The 18,178-nt window shown below is 35.1% G+C and carries 15 protein-coding genes; 1 reads left to right on the plus strand and 14 read right to left on the minus strand.

All coding sequences use genetic code 11. From position 1 onward, the window contains the following. Window positions 1-19: 19 nt before the first annotated feature. The 10 genes from guaA to MTP08_RS07625 all read right to left on the minus strand — a co-directional run bounded on the left by guaA (window position 20) and on the right by MTP08_RS07625 (window position 10,009). Entirely contained in the window at window positions 20-1,549 is a 1,530-nt protein-coding gene (guaA, locus tag MTP08_RS07580; protein ID WP_243575448.1) for a glutamine-hydrolyzing GMP synthase, read from the minus strand. A 245-nt stretch (window positions 1,550-1,794) separates the two neighbouring features. Then, window positions 1,795-3,033 (minus strand): phosphoribosylamine--glycine ligase, encoded by a 1,239-nt coding sequence (gene purD, locus MTP08_RS07585; RefSeq protein ID WP_243575449.1) that lies wholly within the window; start codon window positions 3,031-3,033, stop codon window positions 1,795-1,797. Window positions 3,034-3,118: 85 nt separating this feature from the next. Next, window positions 3,119-4,633, minus strand: a complete 1,515-nt coding sequence (purH, locus tag MTP08_RS07590) for a bifunctional phosphoribosylaminoimidazolecarboxamide formyltransferase/IMP cyclohydrolase (RefSeq protein WP_243577737.1) — start codon at window positions 4,631-4,633, stop codon at window positions 3,119-3,121. Window positions 4,634-4,860: 227 nt separating this feature from the next. Beyond that, on the minus strand, window positions 4,861-5,424 hold the full coding sequence (gene purN / locus MTP08_RS07595; protein WP_243575450.1) for a phosphoribosylglycinamide formyltransferase: 564 nt from the start codon (window positions 5,422-5,424) through the stop codon (window positions 4,861-4,863). Between the two features lie 75 nt (window positions 5,425-5,499). Next, window positions 5,500-6,492: a phosphoribosylformylglycinamidine cyclo-ligase gene (gene purM, locus MTP08_RS07600; protein ID WP_243575451.1), complete on the minus strand. Its 993-nt coding sequence runs from the start codon at window positions 6,490-6,492 to the stop codon at window positions 5,500-5,502. 259 nt (window positions 6,493-6,751) lie between these two features. Then, the gene (locus tag MTP08_RS07605; RefSeq protein ID WP_243575452.1) at window positions 6,752-7,303 is read right to left on the minus strand and encodes an NADPH-dependent FMN reductase; all 552 of its coding nucleotides are present in this window, start codon (window positions 7,301-7,303) and stop codon (window positions 6,752-6,754) included. Between the two features lie 70 nt (window positions 7,304-7,373). After that, a complete protein-coding gene (locus tag MTP08_RS07610) occupies window positions 7,374-8,090 on the minus strand; it encodes a pirin family protein (RefSeq protein WP_243575453.1) in 717 nt (238 codons plus the stop codon). A gap of 80 nt (window positions 8,091-8,170) precedes the next feature. After that, window positions 8,171-8,809: a V-type ATP synthase subunit I domain-containing protein gene (locus MTP08_RS07615; RefSeq protein WP_243575454.1), complete on the minus strand. Its 639-nt coding sequence runs from the start codon at window positions 8,807-8,809 to the stop codon at window positions 8,171-8,173. Window positions 8,810-8,845: 36 nt separating this feature from the next. Continuing rightward, the gene (locus tag MTP08_RS07620; RefSeq protein ID WP_243575455.1) at window positions 8,846-9,460 is read right to left on the minus strand and encodes a hypothetical protein; all 615 of its coding nucleotides are present in this window, start codon (window positions 9,458-9,460) and stop codon (window positions 8,846-8,848) included. Between the two features lie 36 nt (window positions 9,461-9,496). Then, entirely contained in the window at window positions 9,497-10,009 is a 513-nt protein-coding gene (locus MTP08_RS07625) for a nuclear transport factor 2 family protein (RefSeq protein ID WP_243575456.1), read from the minus strand. A gap of 184 nt (window positions 10,010-10,193) precedes the next feature. Between MTP08_RS07625 and metG the strand changes: the two genes are divergently transcribed. After that, the gene (metG, locus tag MTP08_RS07630) at window positions 10,194-12,227 is read left to right on the plus strand and encodes a methionine--tRNA ligase (RefSeq protein ID WP_243575457.1); all 2,034 of its coding nucleotides are present in this window, start codon (window positions 10,194-10,196) and stop codon (window positions 12,225-12,227) included. 263 nt (window positions 12,228-12,490) lie between these two features. On the opposite strand, the gene MTP08_RS07635 is transcribed toward metG, so the two are convergent. The 4 genes from MTP08_RS07635 to MTP08_RS07650 all read right to left on the minus strand — a co-directional run bounded on the left by MTP08_RS07635 (window position 12,491) and on the right by MTP08_RS07650 (window position 18,116). Then, a complete protein-coding gene (locus tag MTP08_RS07635) occupies window positions 12,491-13,426 on the minus strand; it encodes an IS256 family transposase, variant Zn-binding type (protein ID WP_449508587.1) in 936 nt (311 codons plus the stop codon). Between the two features lie 182 nt (window positions 13,427-13,608). Further along, window positions 13,609-15,213 carry a glycoside hydrolase family 10 protein gene (locus MTP08_RS07640; RefSeq protein WP_243575459.1) on the minus strand — a complete coding sequence of 535 codons (1,605 nt, stop codon included), beginning with the start codon at window positions 15,211-15,213 and terminating at the stop codon, window positions 13,609-13,611. Between the two features lie 150 nt (window positions 15,214-15,363). Beyond that, the gene (locus MTP08_RS07645) at window positions 15,364-16,749 is read right to left on the minus strand and encodes an MFS transporter (protein WP_243575460.1); all 1,386 of its coding nucleotides are present in this window, start codon (window positions 16,747-16,749) and stop codon (window positions 15,364-15,366) included. A gap of 35 nt (window positions 16,750-16,784) precedes the next feature. Next, entirely contained in the window at window positions 16,785-18,116 is a 1,332-nt protein-coding gene (locus MTP08_RS07650; RefSeq protein WP_243575461.1) for a DcaP family trimeric outer membrane transporter, read from the minus strand. Between the last annotated feature and the right edge of the window lie 62 nt (window positions 18,117-18,178).

Here is an 18,178-nt window from a genome sequence, read left to right on the forward strand (position 1 = left end):
TATCAATTCAAAATGAAAATTATTCCCATTCTATGGTTGCAGGTGGTTTGCTAGAAATATCATAGGCAACCCTGTTAATTCCTCTTACTTCGTTGATGATTCTGCTGGAAACCGTATCTAAAAACTCATACGGAAGTCTGCTCCAGGTAGCCGTCATAAAATCTATAGTATTGGCAGAACGAACTACGGCTGTGTATTCATAAGTTCTTTCATCTCCCATTACTCCTACAGATTTTACCGGAAGAAGCACTACGAAAGCCTGAGAAACTTTATCATATAAATCGTTCTTATACAATTCTTCGATGAAAATGTCATCGGCTTCCTGCAGAATTTTTACTTTTTCTGCATCTACAGCTCCTAAAATTCTGATTCCCAAACCTGGACCAGGAAAAGGGTGTCTGTGAACCAAATGATGCGGAATTCCCAATTCTTCTCCCACTTTTCTTACTTCGTCTTTAAAGAGTTCTCTTAGGGGCTCAAGCAGCTCAAATTCCATATCTTCGGGAAGACCTCCTACATTGTGATGAGATTTGATTACTGCAGAAGGGCCATTTACAGACTGGCTTTCGATTACATCCGGATAAATGGTTCCCTGAGCAAGAAATTTCGCTCCTTCAATTTTGTGAGATTCTTCATCAAAAACATAAATAAATTCATTTCCAATGATTTTTCTTTTGGCTTCGGGATCATCAATTCCTGCTAATTTTGATAAAAATCTTTCTTTAGCATCCACCAGTTTGATGTTCATATTAAAATGCTCACCGTAATTCTGCATTACTTTTACATCTTCATCTTTTCTCAGCAATCCGGTATCTACAAAGATACAGGTGAGCTGATCGCCAATCGCTTTATGAATTAAAACCGCTGCAACGGATGAATCTACTCCGCCAGAAAGTCCTAAAATTACTTTTTGATTTCCTACTTTCTCACGAATTTCTTCAACTGTTTTGTCTATATAATTGGTAAGCTTCCAGTTTTTTTCTGAATTGCAGATTCCGAAAACGAAGTTTTCCAGCATTTTGCCACCTTCTTCCGTATGTGAAACTTCGGGATGAAACTGTACGCAGTAGATTTTCTTTTCTTCGTTGGAGATGGAAGCAATTACGCCGGACTTTGCATTCAGATCAAAACCTGCGGGCAACTCTCCCACTTCATCAAAATGGCTCATCCAAACTACAGAATTGTTGGCAATACCTTTCAGTAAAGAAGATTCTTTTACAATTTCCAGATGGGCTTTTCCGTATTCGCCCTTTACGCCTTTGTGAACTTTTCCGCCCAAAAGATGTGCGGTAAGCTGCATTCCGTAGCAGATTCCTAAAACCGGAATTCCTTGCTCATATAGTTTTTTATCTACCAAATGAGCATTTTCTGCATTTACAGAACTTGGTCCGCCGGAAAGGATGATTCCTTTTGGCTGCTTTTCTAAAATGGTTTCTAAAGGTGTGTTGAAAGGCAAAATTTCTGAATATACGCCCATTTCACGGATTCTTCGCCCGATAAGCTGGTTGTATTGCGATCCAAAATCTAATATAATAATACCGTTGTGCATTTTATAATTGATGAATGTTGATTATAATTGATAACTGATAAAAATGGTAAACAAACTGTTGATTTACTCAATTTCATTAAAAAGCCGGAAACCCTAGCCCCGATTGAAGCGGCATCCTTTTTTGTGATTGCGGATACAGAATTTTCAATCTATTACTGCAATTCCTTCGCAATCGCAAAAAAGATACAGCGGAAAGCGGGAAACAGCTCCCAATAAAAAAAGCCCCGAAAAATCAGGGCATTATATTAAAATTTACCGATGTCTTCTCTGTAGAATCCATAATCGAAGTGTACATGACTTGCATCTTCATATACTTTCTTACGAGCATCATCATACGTAGAACCTGTTGCTACAATATTGAGAACTCTACCTCCATTAGAAACAATTTTGTCTCCTTTTTTTATGGCTCCTGCGTAAAGAAGTTGGCTGTGTTTCACTTTTTCTTCCCCAACAATTTCAAAACCAAGTTCTATATTTCTAGGGTAACCTCCAGAACACATTACGAGACAAACGGCTTTTTCATCTTTGAATTTAAGCTCTATCTCTTTTCCTTCCATACAGTCTGTAATAACATCAAGCAGATTATTTTCCATTAATGCCATTAATACCTGAGTTTCCGGATCTCCAAATCTCATGTTATATTCTAGAAGATAGGTTCCGCTTTTGGTAATCATAAGTCCGAAGAAGATAATTCCTTTAAAACTGAAACCTTCAGCTTTAAGACCTTTAACGGTTGGTTCCAAAATATTTTTTTCGAAATCTGCATAATGTTCCTGTGTAAATTCCGGGCTTGGAGCAACCGCACCCATTCCACCAGTGTTAGGACCGGTATCGCCATTCCCTACTTTCTTATAATCTTTTGCCGCAACACATGGAAATAATTTGTCTCCGTTAGAAAATGCTATAATAGACGCTTCGAAGCCCACCAAATGTTCTTCGATAACCAAACGAATTCCTGCATCACCATAAATTCTGCGAATCATAAAATCGTGGATCGTTGCTTCTGCTTCTTCCAAAGTTTCGCAGATCACCACACCTTTTCCGCCTGCAAGACCGCTTGCTTTGATTACTAAAGGATAAGCTTGTTTTTGGATATATTCTTTTGCTTCAGGATAAGAATCGAAAACTACCGCTTTTGCAGTTTTAATATCATAGGTTTGCATAAACTTCTTAGAAAAAGCTTTACTTCCTTCAAGACTGGCAACTTTTTGGGTTGGCCCAAAAACTTTAAGACCATGCTTCTTGAATTCATCTTTCAAACCTGCTACAAGCGGAGCTTCGGGACCAACTATCGTTAAATCTATTTTTTCTTTGATAGCAAAGTCTCTTAATTCCTTAATTTCAGATAAATAAACATTTTTACCAATTGCATCGGTACTTGCATTTCCGTTTGCAAAAAACATCTGCGTAACTCTTGAATCTTTCTGAAGTTTTGCAGCTAAAGCAGATTCTCTCCCGCCTTCACCTATGATTAATATTCTCATACTTTATATTATTAACTAGTCTATTTTACAAATATATAATTTGAATGCAATAAATACAATTTTAAATATTTATTTTAACTTCATTTTAATGAAAAAAATGTCTTACTCCTGTAAACATCATCGGGATTTTATGCTCATTAGCAGCATCGATACTATCCTGATCTTTCACGCTTCCACCCGGCTGAATAATTGCGGTAATGCCTTCCTGAGCACAAAAATCTACCACATCTCTGAAAGGGAAAAATGCATCTGAAGCTAAAACCAAATCACCAGAGAATTTTTCTTTTGCTCTTTCAATCGCCTGCTGTGTTGCCCAGATTCTGTTTACCTGTCCGCCACCAATACCAAAAGCCTGAATTCCGTTTGATACAACAATAGCGTTGGATTTTACGTATTTTACCACTCTCTGAGAGAATAATAATGCTTTTTTCTGCTCTTCTGTAGGTTGGGTTTCTGTAACTACTTTAATATCGTCTGAAAAAACACTGTCATTGTCCTGAACCAAAATACCTCCATCTACTTTTACCCAAGTCTGCTTATCTGAAACTGGATTGACAATTTTTATGATTCTTAAATTCTTTTTCTTTCTTAAAATTTCTAAAGCTTCCTCATCAAATTCGGGAGCCATTACAATTTCCAGGAACGTTTTATTTAATTCTTCAGCCGTTGCCGCATCGATTTTGTAGTTCATTGCAACAATTCCGCCAAAAATAGAAACAGGATCGCACTCGAAAGTTTTCTGATAAGTCTCCAACGCCGAAGTTCCGATCGCAACTCCACAAGGTGTAGAATGCTTTACAGCACAGCATGCCATTTCTTCTTTGAATTCATTCACTACTTTCCAGCAAAGATCCATGTCACGAAGATTATTGAATGACAGTTCTTTACCTCCCAACTGCTCAAAATCTTTCATTGCCCCGTTTTCGAAAGTAGAAACGTAGTAAGCCGCAGTCTGATGTGGATTTTCTCCGTATCTTAAATCTGCAACTTTTTTGTAAGAAGCGTTAAGATAAGCCGGATATTCTTCGTCTAAAAGCATTCTGGAAATTGCCGCATCGTAAGCAGAAGTAAGGTTGAAAACTTTTCCTGCCAGTTTTTTACGGGTTTCAATTTTTGTATCATTACTCTGTTCCATTTCAGCTTTTACCACATTATAATCTTCAACATCGGTGATTACGGTTACAGAATCGAAGTTTTTGGCTGCAGAACGAAGCATTGACGGACCGCCAATATCAATAAACTCTACTTTTTCGTGAAGAGAAATATCTTTGTTTACATTTTCAAAAAAAGGATAGAGATTTACAATCACCATATCAATCAGACCAATGTTATGCTCCTGAACCGTCTTCATATGTTCTTCGTTGGAACGTACAGCCAGCAAACCGCCATGAACTTTCGGGTGTAGAGTTTTTACTCTTCCGTCCAGCATTTCGGGAAAGTCTGTTACTTCATCAATTTGAATAGGATTTAAACCAGCGTCTTTCAAATGCTTGAATGTTCCTCCTGTAGAAATCAATTCATAATTTTTAGATTCTAAAAACTGTGCGAATTCTATTAGTCCGCTCTTGTCTGAAACACTGATTAAAACTCTTTTGCTCATAGATTTTTTCATTTTTTAAGCTGCAATCGCTCATGTGCGATTTTTTGCTCATTTTACTTTCGATTTTTACTTTTTACAGCTATTTCAAACTGTAGACCGGTTCTTTCACCTCCGGTCTTATTTTATTTTTACTTAGTTTATTTTTGAAGATATTTATAAACCACCCCGTCAAATACTCTCTGAATTTTTGCCACCCCTCCAAGGGAGGGGAATTTTAATACTTCATATTAGTTTCCCAAAACTTTATTGATTGCTTTCGGAAAAATTTCATATTCAATAAGATGAACTTTTTCCGCAACGGTTTCGGGGGTATCATTTTCGGTGATTTCAAAAGATTTCTGAAGAATAATTTCGCCTTCATCAATTCCTGAAGTTACCAAATGTACTGTTGCACCACTTTCTTTTTCTTTCGCTTCAACAACCGCATTATGAACATGATGTCCCCACATCCCTTTTCCACCGAATTTTGGCAGTAATGCAGGATGAATATTGACAATCTTTCCTTTCCATTTTTCACAAAACTCAGGTTTTAGAATGGATAAAAAACCTGCTAAAACGATTAAATCTGTATTTTCAGGGATAATTTGAGCCAATTCGTTACTGAAATTTTTTCCTCTTGGAATCAGGACGTTGTCTATATTGTGATGCTTTGCTCTTTCCAATCCGTAACATTCTCTGTCGGCAACCACTAAAGATACCTTTGCGTTCTGAATTTCCCCCATCGCAATAGTATCAATAATTCGCTGAAGATTAGTACCAGAGCCGGAAATGAGTACAACGATGTTTTTCATTAATTTAGATGTTAGATTGCAGATACTAGATTGTAGACTAAAAGTCTAGCTTCTGGTATCTTCAATCTGGTGTCTTTAGAATTTTAAATCTATTTTTTCGTTTCCTTCTGTAATTTCTCCGATTTCGTAAGCATCATCCAAAAGGTGCAATACTTTTTCTGCATGTTCGGCATCCACAACGACAATCATTCCGACACCCATATTGAAGGTTCCGAACATTTCTTCACGGGCTACGCCACCTCTTTTTTCAAGTTCCAGCATAATACTTGGGATTTGAATTTTTGAAGCATCAATAGAAGCACAAAGACCGTCAGCTATAATTCTTGGGATATTCTCATACAAACCACCACCCGTGATGTGAGCGATACCGCAAACTTGTACTTCTTCAAGAACTTTATGAATATCTTTATAATACAATCTGGTAGGAACCAAAAGTGTTTCGTATAAAGGTTTTCCTTCAAATTCTTCATTAAAATCCGGGAAAACTTTTCTTACTAAAGAGAATCCGTTAGAATGAAAACCTGAACTTGGAAGAGCAATGATTTTATTACCTGCTTTAATACCCGAACCGTCAATAATCTGGTCTTTTTCTACAATACCCACACAGAAACCTGCAACATCATAATCTCCCGGCTGGTACATTCCCGGCATTTCTGCAGTTTCACCGCCAATAAGAGCACAATTATTGTCTTTACACGCTTCTACCATTCCTAAAACGATTTCGGCAGCAATTTCAGAATCTAATTTTCCACAAGCCAGATAATCCAGAAAAAATAATGGTTTTGCTCCGTGACAAAGAATATCATTGGCACACATTGCAAAACAGTCTACCCCAATAGAGTCGTATTTTTTTGAGTCTAAAGCAACCTTCAGCTTAGTTCCTACTCCATCTGTTCCGGAAACCAAAACTGGATTTTTGTAGCCCCCGATTTCATAAAAAGCTCCAAAACTTCCCAAATGGTTCAGTACATTGGCATTATGGGTTTCGCCGACAGCTTTTTTAATCTTATCAACGGTTTTGTACCCTTCTTCTTTGTCTACTCCAGCTGATTTGTAAGTGTTGCTCATTTTATTTAAATTTTTAAATCTAAGATTTCAGATTATTTTAAATCTAAATACCTGACTTCTGAGATTTTATTAACTTTTAATTCTAAATTACTTAAATAAAAAAGCCGACAATCTTGGTAGATTATCGGCCGTTTCTTTATGGTTGAGTTTCAGAGTGCACAATTTTTCCTTTTTTAGAAAAATATGGATTATTGCACTTCTGGAATTTCATCTCTTTTTAATTTTTGCAAAGGTATTAATTTTCTGTTAATTTTCAAATCTATTTTTCAAGGATTGATTCTAATGCAGAAATTTTTTGAATCTTCTCTTTTAGCTCACTGTCTTTTTCGTCGTTCGCAATTTTATGGGTAGATTTATCAAAATTATCGTTAAAAAAAGGAAGCGTAAAAGTTTCCACTATATTTCCTCCGTGAAGCGGGAAACGTTTTGTTGCTGCCTCCAAAACACCCAATCCTCCTCTTGCTCCGGTAGCTGTAGCCATCAAAAGCATCGGCTTTTCGTTCCACACAGCTCTGTCTTTAATTCTGGAAGTCCAGTCGAAAACATTTTTAAATGCCGTAGAATAGGTACCATTGTGCTCTGCTAAAGATATAAAGATAACATCTGCCGCATCAATTTTTGCTGCAAAGTTTTTTGCTTCCTGAGGAACACCGCTTTCCACTTCACGCTGATGTTTGTAGATAGGCATTTCAAACTCGTTCATATCTACAGTTTCTATTTCTGCGTTTTCTACTAAAGATGCCGCGTAAGAAACTAATTGTTTATTGATAGATGTTTCGGAATTACTTCCTGCAATTGCTAAAATTTTCATTATTTAAAATTTATGTATCCTTAAAATTATCCTTGATTTAATGTTGCAAAACTAAAAGATTCTTTCCAAATTAATCCGGTAATTGCATAGGAATTTCCATTAATAAAATTTCAGCATTTTCTTCAGCTTCCAAAACGAAACTTTCGGTATCCCAAACTCCCAGTGCATCTCTTTCATTTAAAATCTGATCTCCAATTTTTGCTTTTCCTTTGATAACGAAAACGTACACTCCATTTCCTGATTGATGAATTTTATATTCTTTAGAAAAACCTTTATCGAATTTTGCCAGATTAAACCAGGCGTCCTGATGAATCCAAACTCCGGCATCATCTGCCTTAGGAGAAAGAACCTGCTGAAAATCATTCTGAACAGAGTTTTCTTCTATGCTCATTTGGTCGTATCTTGGTGTTACGCCCATTTTGTTAGGAATTACCCAAATCTGCAAAAGCTTCACCGGAACTTCACCTGCATTTTCTTCACTGTGCATAATACCTGTTCCCGCAGACATTACCTGAATATCTCCTTTTTTAATAATTCCGGAATTGCCCATATTGTCGCCGTGTCTCAAATCCCCTTCCAACGGAATAGAAATAATTTCCATATCTCTGTGAGGGTGTTTCCCAAATCCCATTCCGCCTTCAATGAAATCATCATTTAAAACTCTTAAAACACCGAAGTGAATTCTTTCCGGATTGTGATAATTGGCAAAACTGAATGTATGATGGCTTTTTAACCAACCATGGTTGGCATAACCTCTACTGTCTGATGAATGATATACTGTTTTCATATTTTTGTTGTTTAAAATTATAATACAAATTTACAGCTTGATAAATGCAGAAATATTAACTTAGGATAAGAAATGCCGAACTATTGCTGAAAGAAATATTCTTTAATCTTAGTTGCCATATCATCTCGAAACTCCTTTAAATCCTGTTTTGATTTTTCGGGTTCAGATTCAATACGATCAATGATCTTTTTATATTCGTTAAGTTCTTCCGATGGTTTTTCGCTCTTATTATTTTTTAAATAAGTATAAGAATTCCTCTCATAATAAGTGATTACTTGCTTAAGAATATTTTTATAATTATCGCCGTCACTGGCAAGATAAGTTACGACAACTTCATTAATAAAATTATCGGCATCTCCTCCTACACCGTCATAATTATTGAAACCATTGCTCTTATCTAACTCTTTTTTCCTTATTTTTCCCAGAAAATATAAGAATGCACTCTCATTATACTTTTTCTGATTCAAATATTTTAAAGAATTGCTTAAATACTGTAAAGGATACTGGCTGTCTAATTTTCTTGCTAAAGAAATAACCTCTTCCTTATTGAAATTGGATATTTTACCTATTTTCAGTAAAGAATCAGATTGAATAATTACATTTCTGTACCCGTTTACTAACTCCTGATCTGTCTGTGCTTTAAGCTGAAAAGAAATCAATACAAAAAGAAGTAAACCAAAATTTTTACTCTTTGAAACCACCCTACTTTTAATCCTCATTTTTTGTGTTTTTTTTGAATTGTAATTGTTACGCTCTTATTTTGAAATAAATTCTTGGATATTAAATCCTTGCAAGTAAGAAATTTTCCAAACATTATTTTCTTTTACGGCTTTCACTTTGTACTTAAAACCATCGCCCCAAGTCCAATTAAAAGTCGCTTTATTGTCTTTAATAATTAGGTTCTGTATTTTTATCTTTTCCCAGTATTTATCCGGATTATCTTGACAGTCACACCACGGATTAGCATCATTTCCGTACGGAGGAAGTTCGCCTACGTAATATACCAAAGATTTATCCTTCATTTTCTCGTTAATTGTTATTGCAATCTTATCATAGTTTCGAATAAATTCTTCAGAAAAAAAATGAGTATTTTCGAGTTCTTCCAGCCTTTTTTGATGTCTTTTCAAATCAAGGCCTGTATAAACAGAATCGGTATTTTTAACTAATAAAGGTTCAAAATCTTCCTGCGAACTTTTCGTTTCACTCCATTTGTAAAGTTTTTTAATCAGGTTTTCAAGTTCCAGAGCATCATTTCGGGAATCCGCTTTATTTTCTGCTGGTTCAGAAACAATTATTTTCGTTTTTGACTTTTCATTACACGAAAAAAAAGCAATAGGCAGACATAGAATTGCGATTTTAATAAATTTCATCTCAATTTTTCCGTTAATTTATTGAATTAAAGCTAATTATTTTTTAAGATTTTGAATTAGAACATCTTCAATTGGAGCTTTTTCAGTAACCACTTTATTTACAATTTCGTTGGGAACAGTCATAGACAATACGTATTGTTTTATCTTCCAGATTCCATTTATTTTCTCTACCACTCCAGATCCTCGACAAATTTTCATTTGTGTATCCAGTAATTCGTCAAACCAAGCCAGTTTTCTGTTTTTATCGAAATAAATATTTCTTTTCAGCGAAGTAAAATTCCAAGTTTTCTTCTTATCAAAATAAGGTTTCGCCCAAACCATAAACTCTTTTTTGTTCCAAATTTCAGTAGCATCCGTTCCAATGAAAGTAGATTCATCGGCAAAATAATTAAAATATGTATTAAAATCTGAATTTGCTGCCGCAACATTAAATCCGTTGAGCATTTTGTCGATTTCAGTTTTTTCTTTTTCAAATTTCGTTTGTGCAGAAACAAAAACACAGCTTACAGCCAATAAGATAACGATAGAAAATATTTTAGTCTTTTTCATATATAATTTAAACAATTGCTTAATTAATGGCAATTTATAAAAAATACATTAGTTATTTTAGAATTTATTCATAAAACAAAATAATAGAACCACCACTTTCATAAACTGCATTAAATCCTTTCCATATAGATATCTAAATTTCAGCGGTTATCCTTATCTTTGCGGTTTAAAACTTTAGGATAAAATGTCAAACAGAAAAATGATTACGGCGGCTTTGCCTTACGCAAACGGACCGGTTCATATAGGGCATTTGGCAGGTGTTTATATACCTGCGGATGTATATGCGAGATTCAACAGAAGATTGGGAAAAGATGTAGCATTTATCTGCGGAAGCGATGAACACGGCATTCCCATCACTATAAGAGCAAAAAAAGAAGGTGTAACACCTCAGGATATTGTAGATAAATACCACGGAATTATCAAAAAATCTTTTTCAGACTTGGGGATTTCTTTTGATGAATATTCCAGAACGACTTCACCCAAACATTCCGAAACCAGTCAGGATTTCTTCAAAGTTCTGTACGAAAAAGGAAAATTTACAGAAGAAGTTTCCGAACAGTATTTCGATGAACAGGCAGGAGAATTTTTAGCAGACCGTTACATTGTGGGAACCTGCCCCAATTGTGGCAATCCGAACGCTTATGGCGACCAATGTGAAAAATGCGGAACAACGCTATCGCCTTCTGAACTGATTAATCCAAAATCGATGTTGAGCGGAAATATTCCCGTTCTGAAAGAAACCAAAAATTGGTATTTACCTTTAAATGAATACGAAGATTTCCTTAACCAATGGATTATCGAAGGACATAAAGACGACTGGAAACCCAATGTTTACGGACAGGTAAAATCCTGGCTGAATGACGGACTGAAGCCTCGTGCCATGACCAGAGATTTGAACTGGGGCGTTCCTGTTCCTCTACCCAATGCTGAAGGCAAAGTGCTTTATGTTTGGTTTGATGCACCGATTGGCTACATTTCTTTCACCAAAGAATGGGCAGAGAAAAACGGAAAAGACTGGAAAGATTACTGGCAAAGTGAAGAATCTGATTTGGTTCACTTTATCGGTAAAGATAATATTGTGTTCCATTGTATTATTTTTCCAAGTATGATGAAAGCACACGGTGATTTTATTATGCCGAAAAATGTTCCGGCTTTCGAGTTTTTAAATTTGGAAAATGATAAAATTTCCACGTCAAGAAACTGGGCGGTTTGGGCACACGAATACGTAGAGGATTTCCCGGGACAACAGGATGTTTTGAGATATGCATTGCTTTCGTCTGCACCGGAAACGAAGGACAACAACTTTACATGGAAAGATTTCCAGACCAAAAACAATTCTGAATTGGTGGGAATTTTCGGAAACTTCATCAACAGAGTAGCCGTTTTAATTCATAAATATTATAACGGAATTGTTCCTCAAGGTGATGCAAACGCTCCTGAATTGGCGGAAATAAACAAATCAGCTAAGGAAATTGCAGGATTTTTGGAAAATTATGAATTCAGGAATTCTTTAACCGCTTTAATGAATTTGGCACGTTTTGGAAATCAATATTTACAGACCGAAGAACCTTGGAAAACTATTAAAGATAATCCTGAAAAGGCAGCTCATTCTTTATTTGTAGGAGCACAGATTGCTGTGGCTTTGGCTCAGTTATCAGAACCGTTCATGCCTTTTAGTTCAGAAAAATTACTGAATATGTTTAATGTTCAGAAATCTGATTGGGCTGATGTTGAAAATAAGTCTGTTCTCATTGAAACAGGACACCAAATTAATGAAGCGTCTCTCCTTTTCTCAAAAATTGAAGATGATGTAATTGAAGCTCAAATTCAAAAATTAGAAAATACCAAACAAAACAATAAAAAAACAAACCCTAACGCAAACCCTATGAAAGACGAAATCACCTTTGATGATTTTACGAAAATCGACCTTAGAACAGCAACGATTACTGAAGCTGAAAAAGTAGAAAAAGCAGATAAATTGCTTAAACTTACTGTTGATACGGGAGTTGATGTTAGAACTGTTGTTTCTGGTATTGCAGAAAGTTTTACTCCTGAAGAAGTGATCGGAAAACAGGTCATGATTTTATTAAATCTGGCTCCAAGAAAAATTAGAGGAATAGAATCTCAGGGAATGTTGCTTTTAACGACAAAACCAGACGGTAAGTTATCTTTTGTAACGCCTGACGAAAATGTAGAAAACGGTATTGAGATTGGGTAATTATAAAAACCTTATTTGAGATATAAACAAAGAGTCCATTCTGAAATGGACTCTTTGCTTTTTTGGTAATGTGGTCAAAAATAGTTGGTGTTTTTGTCAAAAATAATTCGTAATATTTTGCGGTTGATTGGAAGAGGAAGTGAGCAATGCTGAGGAGCAACTTACCAGCAATACAATCAATGCTGTAAACAATAGTTTAAAGGATGGCAAAAGCCATCCTTTTTTTACAAATTATTGGAACAGCTCTATGGCTGAAAAAACCTTTACGACTTTAGATTTTTATAAAAAAGATACCACTGGATAAACCTTTTTCTCCGACTTTTTGTAAGTCCCCGATGAATATTGAGATTACCTTTCAGATGACCGAAAAAAGACTCTATGGCGTTGGTTGTTTTCGGGATTTTAGGATTTTGCAGGAACGAAAACATATTTGGCAAAGCCTTTCTGATAACCGAAAAACATCTTCTCATCATTTTATGCGTGTACCAGTATCTTCCGGTTTCCTGGCTGTATGATTTTTCATTCAAAAATTCTTTATGCTTTTCAGACCAATCCAAAAATTCTTTAATCCAATACTGCTTTTTAACTTCATTATCAATAAAATGAATTTTACAGACAATTTCACGCAGCTCAAAACCAGCTACAGATTTTGGATAGGCGGAAAGCCATATTTTGCACATCCTCTGAATATGAACCAAACATCTCTGAACAGGAACTTTAGGACAAACTTTCCGGATGGCTTTCAGTAGAGATTTATCACCATCGCAGGTTATCCCACCGATTTTTATTCCCAAATTCAGAATATTTTCCAAATCCTCTTTGAGTTCTTCATAATGCTCTCCGTCAGTAATTCTGTAAAGTTGGGTTTGCTTAAAAACATTGTCTCTGTAAACTATCAGGCATATCTCATTGGAAAAATAAGTACCGTCGATGAGTAAATAAACTTCTTTGTTCTGGCTGTAACTGAGTTTTGGAGCTTTACCAAGCATCACGTTAAAATACCGCTGAAGTGTACTTACGGAATATCCCGATTCTGCTGAAATCTGCTCATAAGTCTGTTTCCCGACTATCCATTTTTTAAACCAAATTTCTTTGTTTTTTAGGCTAACCGATTTATTCCCTAAAGTAAAATAAAGACCACAGTTTTTACATTTAAAACGACGCTTACCATTTTGCTTCCCCCATGAAATTACATCCAGACTTTTACAACTCCAACAACGATTTTTTTTGAATTTTCAGCCATAAAAAAAGTTTATTGAAACAAAGTTCAATAAACTTTCTATAACGTCAGTAATAATCATTGTTACAAACAATTTTACCAACTATTTTTGACTAATAAATCGCTTTTTTAATATCGTTATCTTAATTCAGAAATATTTTACTATTTTACTTTCTTTGCTATATAATCACTTTCATTTCCGAGACGGTCTATAGCTACAATAGCAACTGCCTGTAATTCTTTTTCAGATTTCATTTTTGGAATTTGCCTGGATAGTTGGTCCAAAGTAAGAATCTCAGTCTCCCAAACCCCATTATACTGACTAAAAAGCACCCACTGAAATACATTTCCTATGTTTTTACTGCTCCAATTTGCCTGAATAAAAAAACCATCGTCTTTTATAAATAGTTCTGGTTTCTTCAATGAACTCGTTTTAATCCACGGACTTTTCGGGATTAAAGCTTTATCTTTATAAGGACCATTTTTCAGAGCAGGAAGCATATTGGCGTTTTTCGTTAGACCCGACACACTCCAATGAACTTCTCCTGCATCATTTCCTAAAATTTCTCGGGATAATTCAACCTGATTTTTAATTTCCGTAGCTCGATCGGAAGATTTTACTTCCACTGTATTCAAACCAGGCCAAAGATGTCGGTTCATGGTATTTTCAGATTTCCACCAATTGAGTAAAGATGCAAAACCTTGTCCTTTAGAATCTATAGGCCAGTATAATTGTGGCGAAAAATAATCTACCCAGCCTTTATTCAGCCATAATTTGGCATCAGCAAAAAGTTCGTCATATTGTGAAGAACCTACAATTCCTGCAGGATAACCCGGTTTCCAGATTCCAAAAGGACTGATTCCGAATTTTACATAATTCTTTTCTGCATGAATTTCTTTATAAATTCTTTCCACAAATTTATTTACGTTATCTCTTCGCCAATCTGCTCTGGATAATGTTCCACCAGAACTTTGATAAGCCGCCCAAGTTTTATGATCGGGAAAATCTACACCTCTGTTGTACGTTGCATACGGATAAAAATAGTCATCAAAATGAACCGCATCAATATCATATCTTTTTACAATATCTTTTACAACATTAGAAACATGCCCTTGTGTTCTGGGATCTGCGGGATCGAACCAATACATTCCATTTTTCAGTTTTATGGTAATATCAGAAAGCTTGTTCGCCATAGAAAGACTTGTGAGAGCTCCTCCATTGGAGTGATGTGCTCTGTAAGGATTCAGCCAAACGTGTAGCTCCATACCTCTTTTATGTGCTTCTTCAATCCAAAATTGCAGAGGATCGTAATTGGGATAAGGAGGTTGCCCGGTTTTTCCGGTTAAAAAATAGGACCAAGGCTCCAATTCACTTGTATACAAAGCATCTGCAGAAGGACGAACCTGAAATATGACTGCATTAAAATTATTTTCCTGAAGCATATTCAACATATTAATCGCTTCCGTTTTCTGCTGCTCAACAGATAAATTATTTCTTGAAGGCCAGTTGATATTGGCAACACTTGCAACCCAAACGCCACGAAATTCTCTTTTAATGGCAGGAAGATTTACTTTAAAATCTTCTTTTTCAGTATTTTTTTTAATTTTAGAAATATTACTACTATCAGCAATATTTCTTTCATTTTGTTCATAAGAATACTTTTTTTCTGGATTTTTGTTATCAGAAATTTTTGAAGTTGCACAAGAAATATTTATAGCGGAAAGTATTGTAAATGTATATAGTATTTTCGTTTTTTTAATCTTCATAATTCGTTTAATATATTTAAGATTCATCAAAAAAGCAAAACTAAACATATCTCAAAGAAATAAAAAGGAATAGAGCCTTTAAAAATCATTATAAACCAAAAAAGTGCAGATTTTATTTCTGCACTTTTTTATGATAGTATTGGTTTCTATTTAATGTTCGGAGGTTTCCATATTTTCCTCCGTTGTTAAATCTGTTTTATAAGTTTCAGGTACAAACAATACATTTACAATAATCGCTATAACAACTAATAATATAGGATAAGCCAAACCTATATATGGGGTGAGAGCTGCACTTACTACAAATGAAGTTTTAATTAATTCTGTTACAAAAGTAGTCGCTCCACCAATGAAACCATTGCCCATATTCTGTGCAAATCCCATACTTGTATAACGGATTTTTGTAGGGAAAATTTCCAGCATAAAAGCCCCGAGAGGTCCATAAGTAGCCGCACCTGCAACAGAAAGCAAGAAACTGATCCCCATAATCTGTAGTGTTGCCGTTGTACTGATTGCATGCACTTCTTGTAAACCATCAGGATTTCCTATTTTCATAAACATATAAAATGATACAGGAATTAAAATCAAACTAGCAATTAATCCTGAAATTAAAACTTTCTTACGTCCTATTTTATCACTTAAAGCTCCAAAATATTGATAGAAATACGCACTAAAAAATGTTACTACGCCTGTTATTAATAAAACGGTGGTATCTTCTAATTTTACAGCTCTTTGCATAAAAAACAGTGTTACAAATAAACTCGTTTGCATTACTGAACTTTGTGCTGCATTTCCTCCAAAGATAGCTTTCAACATTGTTTTCACATTACCTTTTGTTGTAAATGCTTCTTTTACCGGAGCTTTACTTGTTTTTCCAGCTTTTTTAAGTTCTTCAAAAACAGGACTTTCGTGTAATTTCTTTCTCGCAAAATAACTCAAAAGCACCAATATTGAGCTAAGTAAGAAAGGAATTCTCCACCCAAAGCTATTAAAATCTGCATCTGACATTGAACTTCTAGTAACATAGATTACACTAAGGCAAACTAGCAAACCAATAGGTACTGTTGCCTGAATAAAACCAGTATAAAACCCTCTTTTGTTTGCCGGTGCATGTTCTGCAACATAGATTACCGCACCTGCATATTCCCCGCTAATTGCTAAACCTTGCATTAGTCTGCAAACTAAAAGTAAAATAGGTGCAGCCCATCCTATACTAGAAAAATTTGGTATACATCCTATTAAAAAAGTGGATGCACCCATTAAAATTAATGAAAGTAAAAAAGAATATTTTCTTCCAATTTTGTCCCCAATATTTCCAAAAATTAATGATCCTATTGGTCTAAACATAAAAGACGAAGCAACTACCGCTAAGGTTTCTAAAAAATGCGATGATCCATCTGCGGGAAAAAGATTTACAGCTAAGGATCCTGCCAGAATAATGGCGAGAAACATATCGTACCATTCGATAAGTGTTCCTGCCGATGAAGCAATAATTACAGTAAGTATATTATTTTTTGGTTTTTGTATTGTATTATCCATATAGTTTTTTATTTAAATATTTTAAGTTTCCTTTTCTAGAACATAAAAAAAGTCGCCAGATGGAAACGATTGTTTGTGGCATTAAAATCATTACCTATACCTCTTCCGTTATTTTGAGCATCTCCCCATCTTGCTACAGTATTTTCAACTTCAAATCTAAGTTTAATAGTTTTACTTAAAGACCAGTCTACTCTTGGTACTAATCTCCAAAGCTGATCCACACTTCTTGCGCCTTTAGTTGCAGAAACTGCTCCCCATGAAGTTGTTACTCCATACGATGTTGAAACTCTATCTTCTACAGGATTATTGGCTCCCATATTTTTTACGATTCCTGCATACAAACCAAAAGCAATTTTTTTATCTGTTGTTTGCTGAAAGTCTATCCAAGCACTTCTTGTATTCATTGTTCTGTACAAATCATATGTTCCCGGTGCAGAATATCCTACAAAACCTCCTAACATAACTAATGATGCAGCATTCTGAGCCATCATCACAGAGGCACTTACCATCAAAGGTTTAGTAATAACTCTTGTGTACGCTAATGCTGTAAAGCTCTTTACAGTTTCTTTATTTACAATTGGAGGATTTCCTGAAGATAGCTGTGGTCTCAAGATTTCATATTGCCCGGCTAAACCAGCAACAAAACTTTTAGATTTATACTGAATCTGCAAATGTGAAGAAGGCAAACCACTATCGCGATAAGGAGTTGTATTTGGTGTAAAATCCCGCTGTGAATTAATCGCTGCAATAATCTTAAAATTTTCGTTTAATTTTTGGGTTAATCTTATTTGTGGATTTCTATTCAACGCAAAAATAGGAGAACCCGTGCTGTAATTAACAACATTTGGCAGACAGTCTAAAATTACCATAGGATGCCAATATTGTCCCACTCCTAATTGAGTTGTTTTCCAGTCTAATGTAACATAAGCATGACGAAGTCTAAATTCATTGATACCTGCTTCAGTAGATCCAAAAAACTCACCTTCTAAAATTCCGTTAGTTTTTGCTCCTAAAACTTCCGGACCTTTCACATTAATCCCTGCTCTGGAAACTACTGAAAGCATGTGGAATTTTGGAGCATCATTAATATCTACTCCATTGATGTCTAATGCTCTATCTCTTGGATATAATGGTACTATATTTTCTCCTGCACCTATATTCTGTCTGGTATCATAAAAAGCATCATGCCTTATAAATCCATAAAAATTTACTTTAACTGATGATTCTTTAGATGCTTCAGCTGTTTTAGTTTGAATTATCGCAAGAGAATCGGAATTCTTTTTAGATTCTTGTTGATTCTGTGCCGAAATATTTACTACTCCTAATAAACAAAGAGTAATTATTAAGCTTTTTTTTGTCCTATTCATGATTGTATTTGAGTTAATTCCACATAAACTTTACTAACTTTTCAAACATACTAATATTTTCA

Origin of the sequence: Chryseobacterium oryzae, from assembly GCF_022811665.1 — a bacterium.
GTDB lineage: Bacteria > Bacteroidota > Bacteroidia > Flavobacteriales > Weeksellaceae > Chryseobacterium > Chryseobacterium oryzae.